This window comes from Planococcus liqunii, assembly GCF_030413595.1.
GTDB lineage: Bacteria > Bacillota > Bacilli > Bacillales_A > Planococcaceae > Planococcus > Planococcus liqunii.
This window is the reverse complement of the sequence record NZ_CP129238.1, coordinates 1643931-1662292: the sequence shown is the minus strand read 5'-3', so window position 1 is coordinate 1662292 and position 18362 is coordinate 1643931. Positions and strand designations below refer to the sequence as shown.

The following is an 18362-nucleotide window of genomic DNA, read 5'->3' as shown; positions in this document are numbered from 1 at the left end:
ATAAAGCGATTGTTAAGAGATTGTAAACGGGAGATGCAATTATCAAAAAAATGTTTTTAATAATCAGAAGCCGGGTATCTTTTATCCCTTCAGTTGCGGCGTTTGGCCTTTAACTATGCTTCGAATCCACCGTTTCAGACACTTAAACAAACTTAAGTACTAGAAAAAAGCCAAATAAAAAACGGAAGCCGCTAATGGCTTCCGTTTTTTCATTGCCCTGCCCCTTCTTCCACTTCAATTGCAGTGTAAGGCGGCAGGATTTCACTTGTTGAATCGTTCACTCGTGACTTAGTCAGCTCGAAATACTTGTCGGCTGCCGCACGTGCGATTTCGTTATTCGCTTTTGGCACATTTTTATAATCCGTTGTCACGTACGGAATAACAACCGCATAAGCAATTTCCGGATTTTCAAATGGCGCAAATCCGATATGCGCAATATTGATGGAAGATTCCCCGTTCAACGGGTGGTCTTTTTCATAAAACTGCACTTCTGCAGTTCCCGTTTTACCGGCAGCAGTGTAAGGGGCATCCTGGAAATAGGCTCGCGCAGAACCTTGGGCACCCGTATACACGCGCCGCATGCCTTCTTTGACCTGGTTGATTTCTTCTTGTGTGTTATTGATGCGGTTCAGGACCTTCGGCTCGACAGTTGTTTCAATCGGTCCAAGATTTCTTCCATCTATAGATGGTTGGCGGATTTCTTTTACCAGATGCGGCTGCATCCGGTAGCCGTTATTCGCGATGGTGGAAATATATTGCGCCAATTGCAGCGGCGTATACGTATCATACTGCCCGATCGCCATGTCCAATAACGAATAGCCATTAGCAGAGCCGCCGGCATATCCGGTTGCTTCATTCGGCAAATCAATGCCGGTTTTGACGCCAAGGCCGAATTGGGCATAGGATTTACGCATCGTCGTAAAACTTTCTACCGGCACCCGCAAACCGCGGTTGTACTGATACGTAGCACCAGCAATGCGAAGTGCAATTTTAAACATATACACGTTCGAGGAGCGCTCGATGGCCTGCAGGTCGCTCATTGGGATGCGGTTGAACAAACGTGTATTAAAAATCGAATTTTTTTGTGTTGATGATGCGAATTTCAATGGTTCATCGATCATGACTTCATTCAGCTCAACGGCATCTTGCGAATAGCCTGTAAGCAAAGTTGCCCCTTTTACTGTCGATCCCATTTCATGGCTTGCCGTAAAAGCGCCGAATGCATAGTCATTGACGACGGTTTTGCCGTCCCGGTCTTCGCCAAGGCGTTTGCCGACCAGGGAAATGATTTCCCCGTTCCGCGGATTCATCATGACGAGATATGCGTCTTTCACCAGCTGCGAATTCGGACCGCGCTTTAATGCCAGCAATTTGTCTTCGACGATTTTTTCCATGGCGCTCTGGATTTCACTGTCAATCGTCAGCACCAGGTCTTTTCCTGGCTTGCCTTCATCGACAGGAACCGTATCCACTACCCGGCCTCGTCCATCGGTAATGTTTTTAACAACCGATTTTTGCCCTTGCAGCACTTCTTCGTATTGTTCTTCCAAAAAACTCGTGCCGACACGATCATTGCGGGAATAATCCCGGGCCAAGTAATAATCCAGTTTGCTTGCCGGGATTCCCTGGTCCGGAGTGGTTGTACTGCCAAGGATTGTCAGTTCAGTTGATTTTACGCGCTTCCAATCGGTCACAGTATTGATGCCTTTTAGCTTTGGATCAGTCAAGCGCTCGGAAACACGTGCAAATTCTTCATCGGTGACTCCTTCATTTTTGATGATTTGAGGAGACAACGCATAGCCGGAGGTCATTTCCCTGTAAATCGCCAGAATCTCCAGTTCTTCTGCCGTCAGGCTGTTCAATTCTTTTTCGGTGATTTTTTCACGGATCAGTGCATCCAGTTTGCGCTGTTTTTCTTTTTCCTGGATGTTTTCGTTTTCAATGGCTTGCTTCTCTTTATCAGTCACTTTTGCTGCCGCTTCTTCGCCGTGGAGCAAAATATAGAAATCCTGCTTGTCGCGCAGGGTTACCCGGTCGGTTTCTTTTTGGATCAATTTTGCCAATTCGGATGCCACTGTCAGCATCTCTTCTCTTTTTGTGGTCTGCATTTTCGTATATGTAATCGCGTTGACAGGGTTGTTGTCTACCTGTACGCGGCCTTCGCTATCAAAAATCCGGCCTCTAGGCACGCTCGTATTCACCGGTACTTCTTCGGTTCTCGCCAATGCCCGGGTAAAATCTTCCCCTTTGACAATTTGAAGGTAGCCGAGGCGCAGGATCAGGACGGAAAACAGCAGAAAAATGGAGAAAAAGAGGACATTCATCCGAAAGACGGTATGTGACTTCAGTTTCGCCCTTGCAAGCGAAACACGTCTTTTCTGAGGGGTATTCATTGTTTGCACTCCTTCCGCCAAAATTACTTTGTTAGTATATCATCGAAACAAAAAAAACACACACTTTTTCAGACGAAAAAGTGTGTGCAAAGTTTCAATTTATGATAATTATTTAGCAGCTGTGAAGCGTTTTGAAACTTCTTCCCAGTTGACTACATTCCAGAAAGCTGCAAGATAGTCAGGGCGTTTGTTTTGGTATTTCAAGTAGTAAGCGTGCTCCCAAACGTCTACACCGAGGATCGGCGTTTGGCCGTCCATCAATGGAGAGTCCTGGTTAGCTGTTGAAGTTACTTCCAGCTCGCCATTGTTTACCACTAGCCAAGCCCAGCCAGAACCGAAACGTGTTTTGCCTGCGTTTTCGAATTTTGTCTTGAACTCGTCAAAGCTGCCGAACTTTGCATCGATTGCTTCTGCAAGTTCGCCTGAAGGAGCGCCGGTGCCGTTTGGCGTCAGCAGCTGCCAGAACAACGAGTGGTTAGCGTGTCCGCCGCCGTTGTTGCGTACTGCTGTACGGATGTCTTCCGGTACTGCCTGCAAATCAGAAATCAATTCTTCAACTGATTTTGATGCAAGGTCTTCGTGGCCTTCTAATGCCGCGTTTACGTTTGTTACATATGTGTTGTGGTGTTTCGTGTGGTGAATGTTCATCGTTTCTTTGTCGATGTGTGGTTCAAGTGCGTCATACGCGTAAGGTAATTCTGGTAATTCATAAGCCATAATCAAATTCCTCCTTGAGTCTATTGTTCTACTTTCTTAGCGTAACAAAGTTTTCAAAACCTTACAATTAAAATGCACGGCTTTTAGAGCGAATCAGCCTAAAGGCTGATTAAACAAGGAAAAAGAACAACGCGACCATCACGATTTGGATGATTCCTTTTGTGAAGACCGATGTGATAAACCCGACCACCGACCCAATGCCGGAACGAATCGATTGTTTCAGGCTCGACCGGTTGAAAATCAGTTCTGCGATGATGGCCCCTAAAAACGGCCCTACCAAAATTCCTGCAATCGGAATGACGAACGGCCCGATAATCAGCCCAATGGTGCTTCCCCACAAACCGGCTTTAGAGCCGCCGAATTTTTTGACGCCGAATGCATTGGCAAGGGCATCCGCTCCAAACAGCAGAATGACAAACAGCGTTTGGATCAGCCAGAACCACCAGGGCAAGTCACTAAAATCAAAAAACAGCCCATAAATCAGAAAACCGCCGAATATAAACAGCACTGCTGGGATGATGGGGTAAACCAGGCCGACAAAACCGATGATAAAAAACAAGACAATAAGTATCCAGCCAATCACTTCCATTTTTCAGCCTCCTAAATAAAAAACTCTCTATCATCGTGCCCTACATTTAAAAAAATGTAAAGCGATGAAAGAGAGTGGTTTAGAACTGTATAAACTTTTTTGTTACGAGCGGTTTCCAAGAATCGCTTCAGCGATGTTCACGGAATGGTCGCCGATCCGTTCCAAGTTGCTGACAATGTCCACAAAGACAATTCCTGCCTGAGCGGAGCACTGGCCTTCATTCAAACGCAAAATATGTTTTTTCCGGAATTTGCGTTCCATTTTGTCGATCAAATCTTCCTGCTCGGCTACTTCCCTTGCCAGTTCATGGCTGTTCGTATCCAGCGCATTCAATGCTTTCTCAACGGTTGCAATGGTCAATGTAAACATTTCAGCCAAATCTGCCATCGCATCTTCCGTGATTTTCACCCGGTTGTTTTCCTGGTAGTCGATCAATTCAATGATGTTTTCAAAATGGTCGCCGATGCGTTCAATGTCGCGCACAGTTTCCATCAACATCGTGTGGCGCGTGGAATCCGCTGCCGAAAGGGATTCTGCTGAAATCAACACCAAGTAGTCGGTGATTTTCTGATCCAAGTTGTTGATGGCATCTTCCAGCTGGTAGCCCATTTCGGCATCTTTTTTGCTCTTTGTTTTCAAATATTCATAAGTTTCCTGTAGCCCTTGTACCGCAAAATGGCCCATGCGAAGCACTTCTTCTTTTGCCTGTCCAAGCGCAATCGAAGGCGATTGTTCGATAAAGTGGACATCCAGGTGCTTCGGTTTGAATTCAATCGTTACATCTTGCCCCGGAATAACGCGTGTCACCAGGTATGCCCAAGCCCCGATCAACGGGAACTGGATGATGGTGTTGACTACGTTAAACGTACCGTGGGCAAATGCAATCTGCATTTTCGGCTCTAAATTCAGTACTCCAGAAATCCATTCAACGTACATCGTGAACGGAGTTAACAGAATCATAAAGATAATGGTCCCCAGCACGTTAAAGAGTACATGTACCGCTGCGGCACGCTTTGCTGCAATCGAAGCGCCCAGCGCTGCCAGAACCGCTGTAATGGTCGTCCCAATGTTATCGCCGAACAAAACCGGCAAAGAAGCACCAAGCGTTAAAATGTTTTCAGCATAAAGACCCTGCAAAATGGCTACTGTTGCACTGGAACTTTGGACGATTAATGTAAACACAGTTCCGACAACTACGCCCAGAATCGGCATATCGCTCAAGCTGATGGTCAGGTCAATAAACGATGCGGATTCGCGGAGCGGCTTCATGCCGTCGCTCATCAGTTCAAGCCCGAAGAACAAGCCGCCGAACCCGAAAATTACTTGCCCCATATTTTGGATCTGGTTTTTCTTGAAGAAGAAAATCAGAACTGCTCCAAGCGCCATAATCGGCAAGGCATATGCACCAACGTCCAGCCCAATGATGAACGCTGTAATGGTTGTCCCGATGTTCGCACCCATGATTACGCCGATGGCTTGGCGCAAGGTCATAAATCCTGCACTTACCAGGCCTACAACAATAACGGTCGTACCGGAACTTGATTGGATCAGCACAGTTACGGCAATACCGACGAGCACCCCCATGAACGGGTTGGTCGTAAAGCGGTCCAAAATGCCGCGCAGTTTATCGCCTGCAGCTTTTTGCAAGGCATCTCCCATATACTTGATTGAGAATAGGAAAATCCCTAATCCGCCAAAGAAGGTAAAGAGCATTTCTTGCCAGTTCGTTTCCACGATTATCATTCATCTCCTAATATATACGATTTCACACCTAACCTATTATGAAGACTTTAATAAGAGCTTGTAAACACCTTTAACGAAAATTTACAATCCCGTAACAAAGCAGCCTTTTTTGAGCGCCGAGGCGTGGTACGATACTCTTATAGCTTGAAAGGAAGATTGCTGTGAACCTATTTCAATTATTTAAAGCCAGTTTGATGGAACCTCGAAAGCAGGCAGCCGTCCGTATTATGAGCATCGGAAAAATCCTGCGCTATGTGTTTGTGCTGGTCTTATTGATGACGATTGTTTCTTTCGCCGAACTCGCCGTGGGCCTTGGCGATACGGGCAATGACACGGAAGGCTTGCTGGAATTCGTAGAGGACATCAAATGGCTCCTGTACCCGTTTGCCTTCATCTTTTTATTCGTCTCGACCACGCTTTATCACTTTGTAAAAATCAGCCTTTTTGCCTTGGTAGGCCTTGTTTTCATTCAGATGAAAAAACGCAAAGGCGAGTATCGGCATCTATGGCGCACGACGGCCCTTGCGGTCACCATTCCGACACTTTTGTCGTTTGCCTTCAGTTTTTTTGATGTTCCCATGTGGGCAACCTTCGCACTGGGCTTGCTGACAATCATTTATCTGCATTTTGCGACAAATTATTATCCGAAGCAGCCTCCGGCGAAAAAGAAGCCGGCCTGACCGTTCTTCTTGTCTTTTCCCGTAATACACTGCTAAAATGGCTATAGGTAACGGAACAAGCTAGCATTTGTCCTAGTTGAAGAAATGGGGAACTGGAGATTTAACCAGCTATCCCAAAAGGAGAGAATTTTAATGAGTGAAAGTATTCACCGTACGAAAACACGCCCTGTTAAAGTCGGAGACCTGACTGTAGGCGGAAGCAATGAATTATTCATTCAAAGTATGGCGACAACAAAAACACATGATGTAGAAGCGACAGTGGCGGAAATCCTGCGCCTCGAAGAAGCGGGCTGCCAAATTGTCCGTGTCGCTTGCCCGGATGAGCGTGCAGCTTATGCAATCGGTGAAATCAAAAAACGCATCAATATCCCTCTTGTTGTAGACATCCATTTTGACTATAAATTGGCGTTGATCGCCATCGAGCAAGGCGCCGACAAAATCCGCATCAACCCGGGCAATATCGGGCGCCGCGAAAAAGTGGAAGCCGTCGTGAACGCAGCGAAAGCAAAAGGCATTCCAATCCGCATCGGCGTTAACGCCGGTTCACTGGAACGCAAAATCCTTGAGAAATACGGCTACCCGACTGCAGACGGCATGGTTGAAAGTGCCCTTCATCATATCAAAATTCTTGAAGACCTCGACTTCCATGACATCATCGTTTCCATGAAAGCATCGGACGTCAGCCTGGCGATTGAAGCCTACGAAAAAGCTTCAAAAGCATTCGACTACCCGCTTCACTTGGGGATTACGGAATCCGGCACACTGTTCACCGGTACCGTGAAAAGTTCGGCTGGCCTTGGCGCCTTGCTGGCAAAAGGCCTCGGCAACACCATGCGCATCTCTTTGAGTGCTGACCCTGTCGAAGAAGTCAAAGTGGCGCGCGAACTGTTGAAAGTGTTCGGCTTGTCTTCAAACGCTGCTACCTTGATTTCCTGCCCGACTTGCGGACGCATCGAAATCGATTTGATCTCCATTGCGAACGAAGTGGAAGAGTATATCTCCCATATCAAAGCACCGATCAAAGTAGCAGTTCTTGGCTGTGCAGTTAACGGTCCGGGAGAAGCACGCGAAGCAGACATCGGCATTGCCGGTGCCCGCGGAGAAGGTTTGCTGTTCATGCACGGGAAAACCGTACGCAAAGTCCCTGAAGAAACAATGGTAGACGAATTGAAAATTGAAATCGATAAGCTCGCACAAGAGTATTTCGACAAACAAGCTGCTGAGAAAGCCGAAAAAGAAGCGCTTGAACAACAAGCATAAGGTTGTGAAGCTATGAGATACCGTTTTGGCATCGATATTGATGGAACTGTGACGTCCCCGACTTCACTGATTCCTCATATCAATGAAGCATTCAATAGTACATTGACGCTCGACGATATAAAAGAATACGATTTGACGGCTGCCCTTCCCCATTTGCCGCAAGGCGAGTTCTATAACTGGTTCCGCGATTCGGAAGCGAAGATTTATGCCGCTTCCCCGGTTTCGGAAAATGCCAAGAACATCCTCGACAAATGGAAAGACCAGTATGAACTGTATTTCATCTCGGCACGAGGCGAAAATGTGCGCGACATCACGATCGATTGGTTTGCGGAACATGCGATTGCCTATGACCATATCGAACTGATCGGCACACACAAAAAAATCGAAACCGCAAAACGCCACAATGTGGATTTGTTTTTCGAAGACAAGCACGACAATGCTGTAGAAATTTCAGAAGAACTGGATATTCCGGTTTTACTGTTCGACACCCCTTATAACCGCGAACCGATTCCGAAAAACGTCATCCGCGTTTACAACTGGCTCGAAGCGGAACAATGGGTTAAGAACGAATTCGCTTTGCAAAATGCCTTAAACGGCAACTAACACATCGAAAAGCCATCAGCGCCCTATGCGCTGATGGCTTTTTTGATGCATTCATATCGTCCGGCCATTTTATTTGCTTTCCCCATTTCCCGGCGACTGATAAAGCGCCAGCAGAAAATTTTCTGCTGGCGCTTTATTGTTTATTGGCATTCCGGGCATGTGCCGTAAATTTCGAATTTATGGTTGGCGATCTGGTATGCTGGCAAAGCCGCACCGATCATATCCATCGGACATACCGGAATTTCTTTTACATTGCCGCAATCCATACAGATAAAGTGATGATGGTGATGGTCGCTTTCGCATTGCATACGGAAATGGCGTTCGCCCGACAGTTCTGTTTCTTCCAATATGCCAAGTGACACGAAAGTGGCCAAATTGCGGTAGACGGTATCGAAACTCATGCTTGGATAATCTTTTTGCATGACGTCAAGCAAATCACGCGCCGTCAGATAGCGGTCATCTTCTGCAAACAGCTCCAATATCTGCGAGCGCTTGGAAGTTTCTTTGTAGCCATTTTCCTTTAGTATGTCCCATGCTTTCGTGATGTTCATGCAACTGCCCCCTTTTTCATTGAAACCGAAACTTTTTTATAGCCAATGACGATTAACAGCAATAAAATCGATGTCACAACAATGGTGCCTCCAGGTGCCAAATTGAAATAGAATGCGGTGATGAGCCCTGAGATCACGGAAAATTCCCCGAACAAAATCGACAGCCAAATAGTCTGTTTGAAGCTTTTGGATATGCGCATTGCGGCGGCTACTGGAATGGTCATCAGCGACGAGACCAACAGAATCCCAACGATCCGCATAGAGCCGGCAATGACAAGCGCCGTCACAATCATGAACAGGAAATGAATCCATTTTGCAGGCAGACCGGAAGCTTTCGCATACTCGTCGTCAAAAGACAACACGAACATTTCCTTGAAAAACAGGAAAATGAACAGCAGTACGACGACGGCAATGCCAAGAACGATAAAGAGATCTTCCCGGCTGACCGCAGAAACCGATCCGAACAAGTAGCCGAACAAATCATTCGAAAAGCCTTGTGCCAACGAAATGAAAATGGCACCAAAGCCGATGCCGGCAGATAGGATAATCGGAATCGCCAGTTCTTCGTAATGCTTGTATAAACTTCGCAAGCGCTCGATCAAGATAGAACCGCCGACCGATGCGGCAATCCCAAGAAATAAAGGATTCAGCATCGCAAAAGCCGCTACGCTCTGGCTTAAATACAGGCTTCCGGCAATACCGGCAAGCGTGACATGGCTTAAGGCATCCGCAATCAGCGACAAGCGCCTGACAACGATAAACACACCGAGAAGCGGTGCGATAACGCCGATGATAATGCCGGCAGCAAACGCATTTTGTAAAAATTCATAGGTAAATATCGCATCAATCATGGGAATGGACTCCTCCGATATGGTGAATTTTCCGGACAGAATGGCCATACCATGCTTCGCGCTGGGCGTCGCTCATTGTATGGAGCTGGTCTTTAAATCCGTGGAAATGGATGGTCTGGTTTAGACATGCCACATGCGTGATTTTGTCTGTGACGGTATCGACGTCATGCGTTACGAGAACCAATGTAATGTTTTGGTCCCGGTTGAGCGAGGCCAGCATATTGTAGAACGCCTGGACATTCTGATGGTCAATGCCGACCGTCGGCTCATCCAGGATCAACACTTTTGGTTTGGCTACCAGCGCGCGTGCGATAAAGATGCGCTGCTGCTGGCCCCCCGACAATTCGCTGACGCTGCGTCCACTGAAAGCTTCCATACCGACTGAGACCAAAGCCTGTTGGACTTGTGCTTTATAGTCTTTCGGCAAGCGATGAAACAAGCCGGATTTTTTTGCAAGCCCTCCTGCCACCACTTCTTCAACCGTTGCCGGAAAACCGGAGTTGAACGAATTGGATTTTTGCGACACGTAGCCGACCCATTCCCGGTGCTTGAAGTTTTTGGCGTCGACACCGAACAATTCTATCGAGCCTTGTGTCGGTTTGATCAAGCCAAGCATAATTTTCAGGAGCGTCGATTTGCCGGAGCCATTTGGCCCAAGAATCGCCAGGAAATCTCCTTCTTCCACTTTCAGCGAGATATTTTCGAGCGCTTTTGTTTGTTCATATTCAAAACTGATGTCTTTAATGTTGATCAATGGCGCGTCCATGAAGCCGCCTCTTTTCTAATTAATAATGATTACGATTTACAACCATTAAGAAAGTATAGAGGAGTCTTACGTGAATGTAAATAGATAGGACTTAATTTAGTATCTTCTGATAATCTTAAGACTGCTGTTTTGGTACATATCAAATTTAGGGAGCATAAATTCCCTTACATATAAAAAAGCCGCAGGCGAACCTGCGGCTTTTCTGTCTCTCTCTTAAAGAGGCGTTTTCAGTTCTTCGATGACGCCCGGCGTGAAAATGCCGTTTTTGAACATTTCAATTTCAAATGCGTACGGCGCTTTTTTGTTTTTGGCATCAAGGCCGACGTAAGGCGTTTCCAGGATTTTCGGAACGTGCATCAGATCAGGGTGATGGACGATGCCATTTAACGCTTCAAAGCCGATTTCCCCGAATCCGATGTTTTCGTGGCGGTCTTTTCCGGCACCGCAGACGTTTTTGCTGTCGTTGATGTGCAGCACCTGGATCCGGTCCTTGCCGACGATGCGATCAAATTCCTCCAAGACGCCGTTAAAATCTTCTTTGACGTTGTAGCCGGCATCATGGGTATGGCAAGTGTCGAAACAGACCGACAAGCGTTCATTATGGGTGACGCCGTTGATGATCGCGGCGATTTCCTCGAAGCTGCGGCCGATTTCCGTACCTTTGCCCGCCATGGTCTCAAGCGCGATATTCACCGGATAATCCTGTGACAGCACTTCGTTCAGGCCTTCGATGATTTTCGCTGTGCCCACTTCCACTCCGCCGCCGACATGGGCGCCGGGATGAAGGACGATCTGCTTCGCTCCCAGCGCTGCTGTGCGCTCGATTTCCTTTTGCAGAAATTCGACGCCGTGGGCGAACGTGTCCGGCTTCAAGCTGTTGGCGATATTGATGATATAAGGAGCGTGAACCACGATATTCGACAGATTGTTCGCTGCCATATGCGCCTGCCCCGCTTCGATGTTCAATTCGTCAATCGGTTTGCGGCGGGTGTTCTGAGGCGCCCCGGTATAAATCATGAAAGTAGTAGCTCCGTAGGAACTCGCTTCTTCACTGGCTGCAAGCAGCATTTTCTTGCCGCTCATTGACACATGTGATCCTAATAACATGATAAAATCTCCTTACTTTTTGCGGTTTTTGCGGCGTTCGACTTTTTTGATTTCGTCCATTTTCCACTTCATTTTCTTTTTATAGCCCGGTTTCACGGCTTTCGGTTTATGGACCATTGTCTTCGCTTTGGCATCTGCTTCATTCGGCGTTCTGGTGCGGGATTTCCGGCTGTGGCGGTTTTTCAAGTCGACAAATTCGCCTTTGACAATGTCTTTCTGCTGGAACGGAATGCCCATTTTCTCAACGCGGACAATCGCATCTTCTTCTTCCGGATTGAAAATCGTGATGGCCAGGCCTTTCATTCCCGCACGGGCTGTACGCCCTACACGGTGGATAAAGAATTCCAGGTCTTCCGGAAGTTCATAGTTGATGACGTGGCTGACCCCTTGGATATCAATTCCGCGGGCGGCCAAATCGGTTGCGACAATGTACTGGTACTCCAAATCGCGGATCTGTTTCATCATTTTCACGCGTTCACGAGGCGCCAAATCGCCGTGGACGCGGCCGACGCGGATGCCAGCCTTGCCAAGTTCACCGGCTACATAATCGGCGTTGGTCTTCGTGTTGACGAAGATGATGCACAAATACGGATTGATGATGCCCATTACTTCTTTCAGGCGTTCAACTTTGCGCTTGCTGCGCGCTGGAAGCAAGTAGAAATCTAAGCCGTCTGCAGTCGGACGCTTGTCGCCGATTTTCACATGGACCGGTGACTCCATGTATTTTTTCAAGAACGGCTTTAATTTTTCAGGAATGGTTGCAGAGAAAACGTACATTTCCAAGTTCTCCTGCATTTTGCCTGCCACTTGGTCAATTTCTTCGATAAAGCCCAAGTCAAAAGCAAGATCTGCTTCATCGACTACCAGGATTTTGCTGGTATGGACCAAAAGTGCGTTTTCTTTTACTAGATCTCTTAAACGCCCAGGTGTACCGATGACGATATGTGGCTGTGTTTTCAATTTATTGATCGACCGCTGTTTGTCCGTTCCGCCAATGAAGCTTTTCACTTCAATGTCGGATCCTTCCACAAGTTTCATCATTTCTGCATAAATTTGTGTGCCCAGTTCACGAGTCGGCGCACAAATGACTGCCTGTACTTCTTGGCGGCTTGTATCGATGCGTTCCGCAATCGGGATGATAAAGCTGTGGGTCTTCCCTGTTCCTGTATGGGATTGCCCGATTGCTGAGTTGCCTTTCAATATATGAGGCATGATTTCTTTTTGGATTGGCGTCGGTTCTGTAAATCCTAATTTTTCTACCGCTTCAAGTATAAACGGCTTTAAATTATATTCGTTAAATTTTGTCATGGGATTGAATCCCCTCCTTATGCTCTTGACATTATAGCACGAAATCGCATTTTCCGTATTGCAACTTTTGTAAAGCTGCGCCGTCTCCGTTATAATGAAAGTATGTTTTTGAAAGGAGTGCGGTTATGAAAGTAATGAAGATATCTCCAAGAGGGTATTGCTATGGAGTGGTAGATGCAATGGTCATTGCAAAAAATGCGGCCATGGATGAAACTTTGCCCCGCCCTATTTATATATTAGGCATGATTGTACACAACAAACACGTAACGGATGCATTCGAACAAGACGGTATCATTACGCTGGACGGCAAAAACCGGCTGGAAATTCTGGAGAAAGTCGAAACCGGAACCGTTATTTTTACAGCACACGGTGTTTCACCGCAAGTGCGTGAACTAGCGAAACGCAAAGGTTTGGTTTCAATCGATGCGACTTGCCCGGACGTGACTGTAACCCATGATTTAATCCGCGAGAAGACAGCAGAAGGCTATCAGATCGTCTATATCGGAAAAAGCGGACACCCGGAACCGGAAGGCGCCATTGGCGTTGCTCCCGACATGGTCCACTTAGTGGAAACCGTGGAAGACGTCAACCAGCTGGATCTGGTTTCGGATAAAATCATCGTAACGAACCAGACAACGATGAGCCAGTGGGATGTTGTCGATATGATGAAGCGGCTAAAAGAAAAATACCCGCATTCAGAAGTCCATAAAGAAATCTGCCTGGCGACGCAAGTGCGCCAGGAAGCCGTGGCTACACAAGCTACGGAAGCCGATTTACTGATTGTCATCGGCGATCCGATGAGCAACAACTCAAACCGTCTGGCTCAAGTGTCACAGGACATCGCCGGAACTCCGGCCTACCGCATTTCGGATCTTTCCGAATTGAACTTGTCATGGCTTGATGGCGTTGAGACTGTGGCAATTACTGCCGGCGCTTCAACTCCGACGCCGATCGTCAAAGAAGTGATGAACTTCCTGGACAAGTACGATCCGGAAGATCCAGCTACCCATGATTTGGCGCGGAGCGTACCGCTTAATAAAATTCTTCCAAAAATCAAGCATCCGAAACCTTCGGATCGCATTGAACCTTATCCGGTCAGTGAATAAAAGCATTGTCACGTTCACCCGATAAGGTTTAAAATAAGGCAAGTGGAAAAAGACCGTCCCTGCCCCTAGCGACAAGTAAACCGTGAACTTTTAAATAAGTCTCACGGTTTTTCTGTACATTACATCTTGGATATGGAGTGGTTAGGATGAAAAAAATTGCCGTGATTGGTTCCGGAGGCTCTGGCAAATCAACTCTTTCAAGAAAACTCGGCGAAAAGCTGTCCATTGACGTCTTCCATTTGGATGCGATTTTGTGGAAGCCCGACTGGGAAGCTGTTGCAAAAGACCAGCAAAAACTTATCCAACAGCAATTGGTCGCAAAAGACCGGTGGATCATTGACGGCAATTACAACGGCACACTCGATATCCGGCTGCAGGCAGCCGATTGCATCATTTTTATGGACATGCCCCGTTCCCTTTGCCTTTACCGCGTCATCCTGCGTACATTCCGCCACCGCCGCCAGCCCCGGCCAGATATGGCGACCGGCTGCGAAGAACGCTTCAACTTCAGTTTTTTGAAATGGGTATGGGATTACCCGACCGACAAACGGCCGGAAGTCCTAAAAAAACTCGAGCGCTTCCGTGGACAAAAAGAAATCATTATTTTAAAATCCCCTAAAGAAGCCCAGCTTTTTCTGGAGAACATAAAAAACGAGAGCACCGTCACTATTCCATAATAGTTCGGGCTCTCGTTTTTATTTGGCTGTCTGTGAATGGAGCCAAGCAATTTTTCCTTTTACTTGAACCGGAACGGTTCGGTATTGACTTCGGACGGCAGAAATTCACATTGCCAATTCTGCTCGTTCGACATATGGTCGACAACACCTTGGATCATGACTTTTTCAACGTGATGGCCAGGATCAACAACGGCCAGATCCATCGCTTCCGCATCCTGGGCGACATGGAAGTACAAGTCGCCGGTTACGTAGACGTCTGCCCCGGAACGTTTTGCTGCCTGGATGTATTTGTTGCCGTCACCGCCAAGCACCGCCACTTTCTGGATCCTTTTGGCCAGATCTCCGACAACGCGGACTGCCGGTACATCGAGCCGTTCTTTGACCAGCTCTGTAAACTCTTCCAAGCTCATGTCGCCTGGCAAAGTTCCAATCCGGCCGAGTCCCATTGCTTCTTCTTTATTCTCAAGCGTAAACACATCATACGCCACTTCTTCGTATGGATGCGCGGCAATCATAGCACGGATCGCCCGGTCTTTTTCGTATTTCCGGATCACCACTTCAATTTTCGATTCAGCGGTGACTTCCATCTTCCCTGCTTCGCCGATATACGGATCCGCTGCTTCAGTAGGCCGGAATCGCCCGGTGCCCGATAAAGTATAGCTGCAGAATTCGTAATCGCCGATGGCTCCTGCTCCCGCTTTCCCTAACGCTTCCCGCACTTGTTCTTCATGGCTTTCCGGAACAAACACGGCAATTTTCACCAATTCCGCTTCATATGTAGGGACGAGCACTTTTGTTTCGGCAAGCCCGAGCGCATCTGCCAACAAATCGTTGACACCGCCTTTGGCGACATCGAGATTGGTATGGGCTGCATAGACGGCAATATCATGCTTAATCAGCTTTTCGATCATGCGCCCCTGCGGAAAATCCGTCTGCAGGTTTTTTATCGGACGGTAAATCGGCGGATGATGGGCAATAATCAAGCCTGCGCCTTTTTCTATTGCTTCGTCCACCACGTGTTCATTGACGTCCAGCGTTACTAGCACTCGTTCAACTTTTTTGTTCAGTGTTCCGACATGCAAGCCGATCGGATCGCCTTCCATTGCCAGGAATTTCGGTGACCATTTTTCAAACTCTTCGATGATCTGCTGTCCATTAGGAATTTTCACCATTCAGCACCTCTTCAACCAGTTTTATTTTTTGCACCAGTTCGTTTTTCTTATCGACAATTTCCAGCGTCTGTTCTGTAGATTCAATGGAGGCAATGATATTTGTCCACTGCGCGCTTTCTCTTTGCCATTTTTCCCTGAACGCTTCTGTCTGCTGTTTCATGAGTACTGGCCCCATCAGCAATTGGGCTGGCGTCAGGACAACCGGCTGGCTGCTGCGCTCCAGTACGAGAATTTCATAAATTTTATTGTTTTCCTTGATAATTTCTTCTTCCACAATGGCCCATTGATGGGTTTGTGCCCATTCACGGATGGCTTTGGCATGGACATTCGGCTGAAGAATCAAGCGGCTGACACCCGCCAATTTTTCAAGTCCGTGGTCCAGAATCGAAACAATCAACGGACCGCCCATTCCAGCTATGGTAATAGCAGTAATGCCATCTTCCGGATGGATGGCTTCGAGCCCGCTAGCCAACCGGACCTCAATTTTGTCTTCCAATTGTTCTTGCTTAACCTGTTTTTTTGCGGATTCGTAAGGTCCTTTAACCACTTCCCCGGCAACTGCGCGTTCAGCCCGTCCCTGGGAAACGAGGTAGCACGGCAAATAGGCGTGATCGCTGCCGATATCCGCCACGGTTGCCCCAGTCGGCACATGGCTCGCTACCCGCGTAAGCCGCATTGATAATTGTTGAGCATTCATTTTTAAATCCTCCTAATCTAGAAAAGCGGAAACGGCCGTTTAGGTTCGACAGGCATAAGTCAACCCAGCGAAGTGGCGTTCTTTGCCACATAGCTGGGTTGACTTATGACCCGAGAACCTGGCCGTTGCAGCTGGACAATAAGAAAAGCGCAGGCGCCTTATTCAGCCCCGAAAAGCGTTGGAAGGTCGGCCAGTGATGGCGCTTTTTGCCATCGCTGGCTGACCTGAAACGACTCGAGGGGCTAGGCGCTGGAGCTGGACAATGAGAAAAGCGCAGGCGCCTAGCTCAGCCCCGACAAGCGTTGGAAGGCCGGCCAGTGATGGCGTTTTTTGCCATTGCAGGCTGGACAGACCGCGACTCGACGGTCTAGGGGCCAGCTAAAGAAAAACCCTTAGCTCGTTTTGAACTAAGGGTTTTTAATACTATTCGAGTGAAAGTACCCACTCAGCCATTGCTGGAATGTTCTCACCTTCGATGAGACCACCTGGCATTGCGCCTTTACCATTTGCAATAATGTCTTCGATTGCTGCTTGGTCCATTTCAGTTGCGACTAGTGAAGGACCTACTCCGCCTTCATAGCTTGAACCGTGGCAAGATACACAGCTTTGCTTCGCTTGTGCTTCAGGATCGAATTCAGCCGACTCCGTGCTGCCGCCGTCTTCGCCTTGAGCTTCGCCGCCAGCGCCTTCTTCTGCATGTTCTTCAGCAATTTCAGCTTCGTTATTGGCGCCTTCCAAAGACAAGAAGAAAATCAGACCAATACCGAACGCCATGATTAAGATGTAAGGTACAATTGCATTTTTTTGCATCCGTTACCCCTCCCTCTATAAGTTCTGCTTGATGATAGTGTTCGTATCATTCATTATTGTACTGTATTATTAGCAAAACGAAAAGCCATAACGGATAACTTTTACTCGATTGTGACAAATTCAGCAATTTAACAGCCAATTTGGCGGGCGATAACCATTTTCTGCACTTCCGAAGTTCCTTCGCCGATTTCAAGCAATTTGGCATCGCGCATATAGCGTTCCACTTCGTACTCTTTCATATAGCCGTAGCCGCCGTGGATCTGGATGGCTTCATCCGCCACTTCCATGGAAATTTCAGAAGCGTATAACTTTGCCATGGAGGCTTCTTTCGTGAACGGGCGTCCCTGGTCTTTCAGCCAAGCCGCTTTGTACACCATATTCCGGGCCAATTCAATCTTCAAGGCCATATCGGCTAATTTAAATTGCGTAATTTGGAATTCGGAAAGAGATTTTCCGAATTGCTTGCGTTCTTTTGAATAATTCAAGGCGCGGTTAAATGCCGCCTGCGCGATTCCAACCGCCATTGCAGCGATTCCAATGCGTCCGCCGTCCAAAGTTACCAGGAACTGCTTAAAGCCTTCTCCGCGCTTGCCAAGCAGGTTTTCTTTTGGCACACGTACATTTTCCAGCACCAATTCAGTGGTGTTCGATGCATGAAGCCCCATTTTTTCATAATTGTCGATGATGGTGAAGCCTTCTGCATCCGTCGGCACAATGATCGCCGATATTTCTTTTTTGCCGTCGTTCATGCCTGTAATGGCCGTGATTGCCAAGTGTTTCGCATAGCTTGCGTTTGTGATATACACTTTTGATCCGTTTATGACCCAGTCATCGCCGTCTTCAACTGCACGCGTTTCCGTACCGCCTGCATCCGACCCGGCATTCGGTTCCGTCAATCCGAACGCTCCGAACGATTCACCTGTACAAATCGGCGCCAAGTATTTTTCTTTCTGCTCTTCTGTGCCAAACAAACTCAGCGGTGCACCGCCCAAGGAAATATGCGCCGAATACGTAATTCCCGTGGAAGCACAAGCACGGCTCAATTCTTCGGTGACGATAGCAAAGCTCGTTGTGTCAGCTCCTGCTCCGCCGTACTTCTCGTCAAACGGCAACCCCATCATCCCCATGTCGGAAAGCTGTTTGAAGATTTCTTTTGGAAATTCATTGGTGCGGTCACGATGGACGGCTCCTGGAGCTACTACCTTATCGGCAAACTCTTTGATGGTTTTCTTGATCATTTGCTGTTCTTGCGTCAAATCGAAATTCATTTCACTACATCCCCTTTGTTGTGAATACGCTTACAACTTTCATTATATAGGAAAAATTTAGACA

Annotated in this window: 18 protein-coding genes; 5 read left to right on the top strand and 13 right to left on the bottom strand. The window is 47.5% G+C overall.

Going from position 1 to position 18362, the window contains the following annotated elements:
* Positions 1 to 209: 209 nt before the first annotated feature.
* The 4 genes from QWY22_RS08390 to QWY22_RS08375 all read right to left on the bottom strand — a co-directional run bounded on the left by QWY22_RS08390 (position 210) and on the right by QWY22_RS08375 (position 5433).
* Entirely contained in the window at positions 210 to 2393 is a 2184-nt protein-coding gene (locus QWY22_RS08390; protein WP_300983954.1) for a peptidoglycan D,D-transpeptidase FtsI family protein, read from the bottom strand.
* Positions 2394 to 2501: 108 nt separating this feature from the next.
* Positions 2502 to 3110 (bottom strand): superoxide dismutase, encoded by a 609-nt coding sequence (locus QWY22_RS08385; protein WP_036809395.1) that lies wholly within the window; start codon positions 3108 to 3110, stop codon positions 2502 to 2504.
* A gap of 109 nt (positions 3111 to 3219) precedes the next feature.
* Positions 3220 to 3699 (bottom strand): DUF456 domain-containing protein, encoded by a 480-nt coding sequence (locus QWY22_RS08380; RefSeq protein WP_036809399.1) that lies wholly within the window; start codon positions 3697 to 3699, stop codon positions 3220 to 3222.
* A 102-nt stretch (positions 3700 to 3801) separates the two neighbouring features.
* A complete protein-coding gene (locus QWY22_RS08375; RefSeq protein WP_300984356.1) occupies positions 3802 to 5433 on the bottom strand; it encodes a Na/Pi cotransporter family protein in 1632 nt (543 codons plus the stop codon).
* Positions 5434 to 5603: 170 nt separating this feature from the next.
* Here QWY22_RS08375 and QWY22_RS08370 point away from each other — a divergent pair, with 170 nt between their 5' ends.
* The 3 genes from QWY22_RS08370 (at position 5604) to QWY22_RS08360 (ending at position 7985) form a co-directional block, all read left to right on the top strand.
* Complete coding sequence (locus tag QWY22_RS08370) at positions 5604 to 6122, top strand: DUF1189 family protein (RefSeq protein ID WP_300983953.1); 519 nt, start codon at positions 5604 to 5606, stop codon at positions 6120 to 6122.
* Between the two features lie 132 nt (positions 6123 to 6254).
* Positions 6255 to 7382, top strand: coding sequence for a flavodoxin-dependent (E)-4-hydroxy-3-methylbut-2-enyl-diphosphate synthase (gene ispG, locus QWY22_RS08365; protein WP_036809401.1), 1128 nt, complete (start codon positions 6255 to 6257; stop codon positions 7380 to 7382).
* 12 nt (positions 7383 to 7394) lie between these two features.
* Positions 7395 to 7985, top strand: coding sequence for a hypothetical protein (locus QWY22_RS08360; protein WP_300983951.1), 591 nt, complete (start codon positions 7395 to 7397; stop codon positions 7983 to 7985).
* 140 nt (positions 7986 to 8125) lie between these two features.
* Here QWY22_RS08360 and QWY22_RS08355 read toward each other — a convergent pair whose 3' ends face one another.
* The 5 genes from QWY22_RS08355 to QWY22_RS08335 form a co-directional block, all read right to left on the bottom strand.
* Positions 8126 to 8536, bottom strand: a complete 411-nt coding sequence (locus tag QWY22_RS08355) for a Fur family transcriptional regulator (RefSeq protein WP_036809407.1) — start codon at positions 8534 to 8536, stop codon at positions 8126 to 8128.
* Positions 8533 to 9387 (bottom strand): metal ABC transporter permease, encoded by an 855-nt coding sequence (locus tag QWY22_RS08350; RefSeq protein ID WP_300983949.1) that lies wholly within the window; start codon positions 9385 to 9387, stop codon positions 8533 to 8535. The genes QWY22_RS08355 and QWY22_RS08350 overlap by 4 nt, the downstream gene beginning before the upstream one ends.
* Complete coding sequence (locus tag QWY22_RS08345) at positions 9380 to 10153, bottom strand: metal ABC transporter ATP-binding protein (RefSeq protein WP_300983947.1); 774 nt, start codon at positions 10151 to 10153, stop codon at positions 9380 to 9382. The genes QWY22_RS08350 and QWY22_RS08345 overlap by 8 nt, the downstream gene beginning before the upstream one ends.
* 213 nt (positions 10154 to 10366) lie before the next feature.
* A complete protein-coding gene (locus QWY22_RS08340; RefSeq protein ID WP_300984355.1) occupies positions 10367 to 11263 on the bottom strand; it encodes a deoxyribonuclease IV in 897 nt (298 codons plus the stop codon).
* 9 nt (positions 11264 to 11272) lie between these two features.
* Positions 11273 to 12568, bottom strand: a complete 1296-nt coding sequence (locus tag QWY22_RS08335; protein ID WP_300983945.1) for a DEAD/DEAH box helicase — start codon at positions 12566 to 12568, stop codon at positions 11273 to 11275.
* Between the two features lie 125 nt (positions 12569 to 12693).
* Between QWY22_RS08335 and QWY22_RS08330 the strand changes: the two genes are divergently transcribed.
* Positions 12694 to 13674 carry a 4-hydroxy-3-methylbut-2-enyl diphosphate reductase gene (locus QWY22_RS08330; RefSeq protein ID WP_300983943.1) on the top strand — a complete coding sequence of 327 codons (981 nt, stop codon included), beginning with the start codon at positions 12694 to 12696 and terminating at the stop codon, positions 13672 to 13674.
* Positions 13675 to 13820: 146 nt separating this feature from the next.
* Positions 13821 to 14351 carry a DNA topology modulation protein gene (locus tag QWY22_RS08325; protein WP_300983941.1) on the top strand — a complete coding sequence of 177 codons (531 nt, stop codon included), beginning with the start codon at positions 13821 to 13823 and terminating at the stop codon, positions 14349 to 14351.
* A gap of 59 nt (positions 14352 to 14410) precedes the next feature.
* On the opposite strand, the gene QWY22_RS08320 is transcribed toward QWY22_RS08325, so the two are convergent.
* The 4 genes from QWY22_RS08320 to QWY22_RS08305 form a co-directional block, all read right to left on the bottom strand.
* The gene (locus QWY22_RS08320) at positions 14411 to 15520 is read right to left on the bottom strand and encodes a Nif3-like dinuclear metal center hexameric protein (RefSeq protein WP_300984354.1); all 1110 of its coding nucleotides are present in this window, start codon (positions 15518 to 15520) and stop codon (positions 14411 to 14413) included.
* Positions 15507 to 16220 (bottom strand): tRNA (adenine(22)-N(1))-methyltransferase, encoded by a 714-nt coding sequence (locus tag QWY22_RS08315; protein WP_300983939.1) that lies wholly within the window; start codon positions 16218 to 16220, stop codon positions 15507 to 15509. The genes QWY22_RS08320 and QWY22_RS08315 overlap by 14 nt, the downstream gene beginning before the upstream one ends.
* Before the next feature lie 423 nt (positions 16221 to 16643).
* Positions 16644 to 17030: a cytochrome c550 gene (gene cccA, locus QWY22_RS08310; protein WP_300983937.1), complete on the bottom strand. Its 387-nt coding sequence runs from the start codon at positions 17028 to 17030 to the stop codon at positions 16644 to 16646.
* Between the two features lie 128 nt (positions 17031 to 17158).
* Entirely contained in the window at positions 17159 to 18298 is a 1140-nt protein-coding gene (locus tag QWY22_RS08305; protein WP_036809436.1) for an acyl-CoA dehydrogenase, read from the bottom strand.
* Between the last annotated feature and the right edge of the window lie 64 nt (positions 18299 to 18362).

What these genes read in the sequence shown, in the direction of transcription:
- cccA (WP_300983937.1), bottom strand. Translation starts at nt 17,030, where the DNA reads ATGCAAAAAAATGCAATTGTACCTTACATCTTAATCATGGCGTTCGGT.
- QWY22_RS08385 (WP_036809395.1), bottom strand. Translation starts at nt 3,110, where the DNA reads ATGGCTTATGAATTACCAGAATTACCTTACGCGTATGACGCACTTGAA.
- QWY22_RS08330 (WP_300983943.1), top strand. Translation starts at nt 12,694, where the DNA reads ATGAAAGTAATGAAGATATCTCCAAGAGGGTATTGCTATGGAGTGGTA.
- QWY22_RS08360 (WP_300983951.1), top strand. Translation starts at nt 7,395, where the DNA reads ATGAGATACCGTTTTGGCATCGATATTGATGGAACTGTGACGTCCCCG.
- QWY22_RS08390 (WP_300983954.1), bottom strand. Translation starts at nt 2,393, where the DNA reads ATGAATACCCCTCAGAAAAGACGTGTTTCGCTTGCAAGGGCGAAACTG.
- QWY22_RS08305 (WP_036809436.1), bottom strand. Translation starts at nt 18,298, where the DNA reads ATGAATTTCGATTTGACGCAAGAACAGCAAATGATCAAGAAAACCATC.
- QWY22_RS08325 (WP_300983941.1), top strand. Translation starts at nt 13,821, where the DNA reads ATGAAAAAAATTGCCGTGATTGGTTCCGGAGGCTCTGGCAAATCAACT.
- QWY22_RS08355 (WP_036809407.1), bottom strand. Translation starts at nt 8,536, where the DNA reads ATGAACATCACGAAAGCATGGGACATACTAAAGGAAAATGGCTACAAA.
- QWY22_RS08335 (WP_300983945.1), bottom strand. Translation starts at nt 12,568, where the DNA reads ATGACAAAATTTAACGAATATAATTTAAAGCCGTTTATACTTGAAGCG.
- QWY22_RS08380 (WP_036809399.1), bottom strand. Translation starts at nt 3,699, where the DNA reads ATGGAAGTGATTGGCTGGATACTTATTGTCTTGTTTTTTATCATCGGT.
- ispG (WP_036809401.1), top strand. Translation starts at nt 6,255, where the DNA reads ATGAGTGAAAGTATTCACCGTACGAAAACACGCCCTGTTAAAGTCGGA.
- QWY22_RS08350 (WP_300983949.1), bottom strand. Translation starts at nt 9,387, where the DNA reads ATGATTGATGCGATATTTACCTATGAATTTTTACAAAATGCGTTTGCT.
- QWY22_RS08315 (WP_300983939.1), bottom strand. Translation starts at nt 16,220, where the DNA reads ATGAATGCTCAACAATTATCAATGCGGCTTACGCGGGTAGCGAGCCAT.
- QWY22_RS08345 (WP_300983947.1), bottom strand. Translation starts at nt 10,153, where the DNA reads ATGGACGCGCCATTGATCAACATTAAAGACATCAGTTTTGAATATGAA.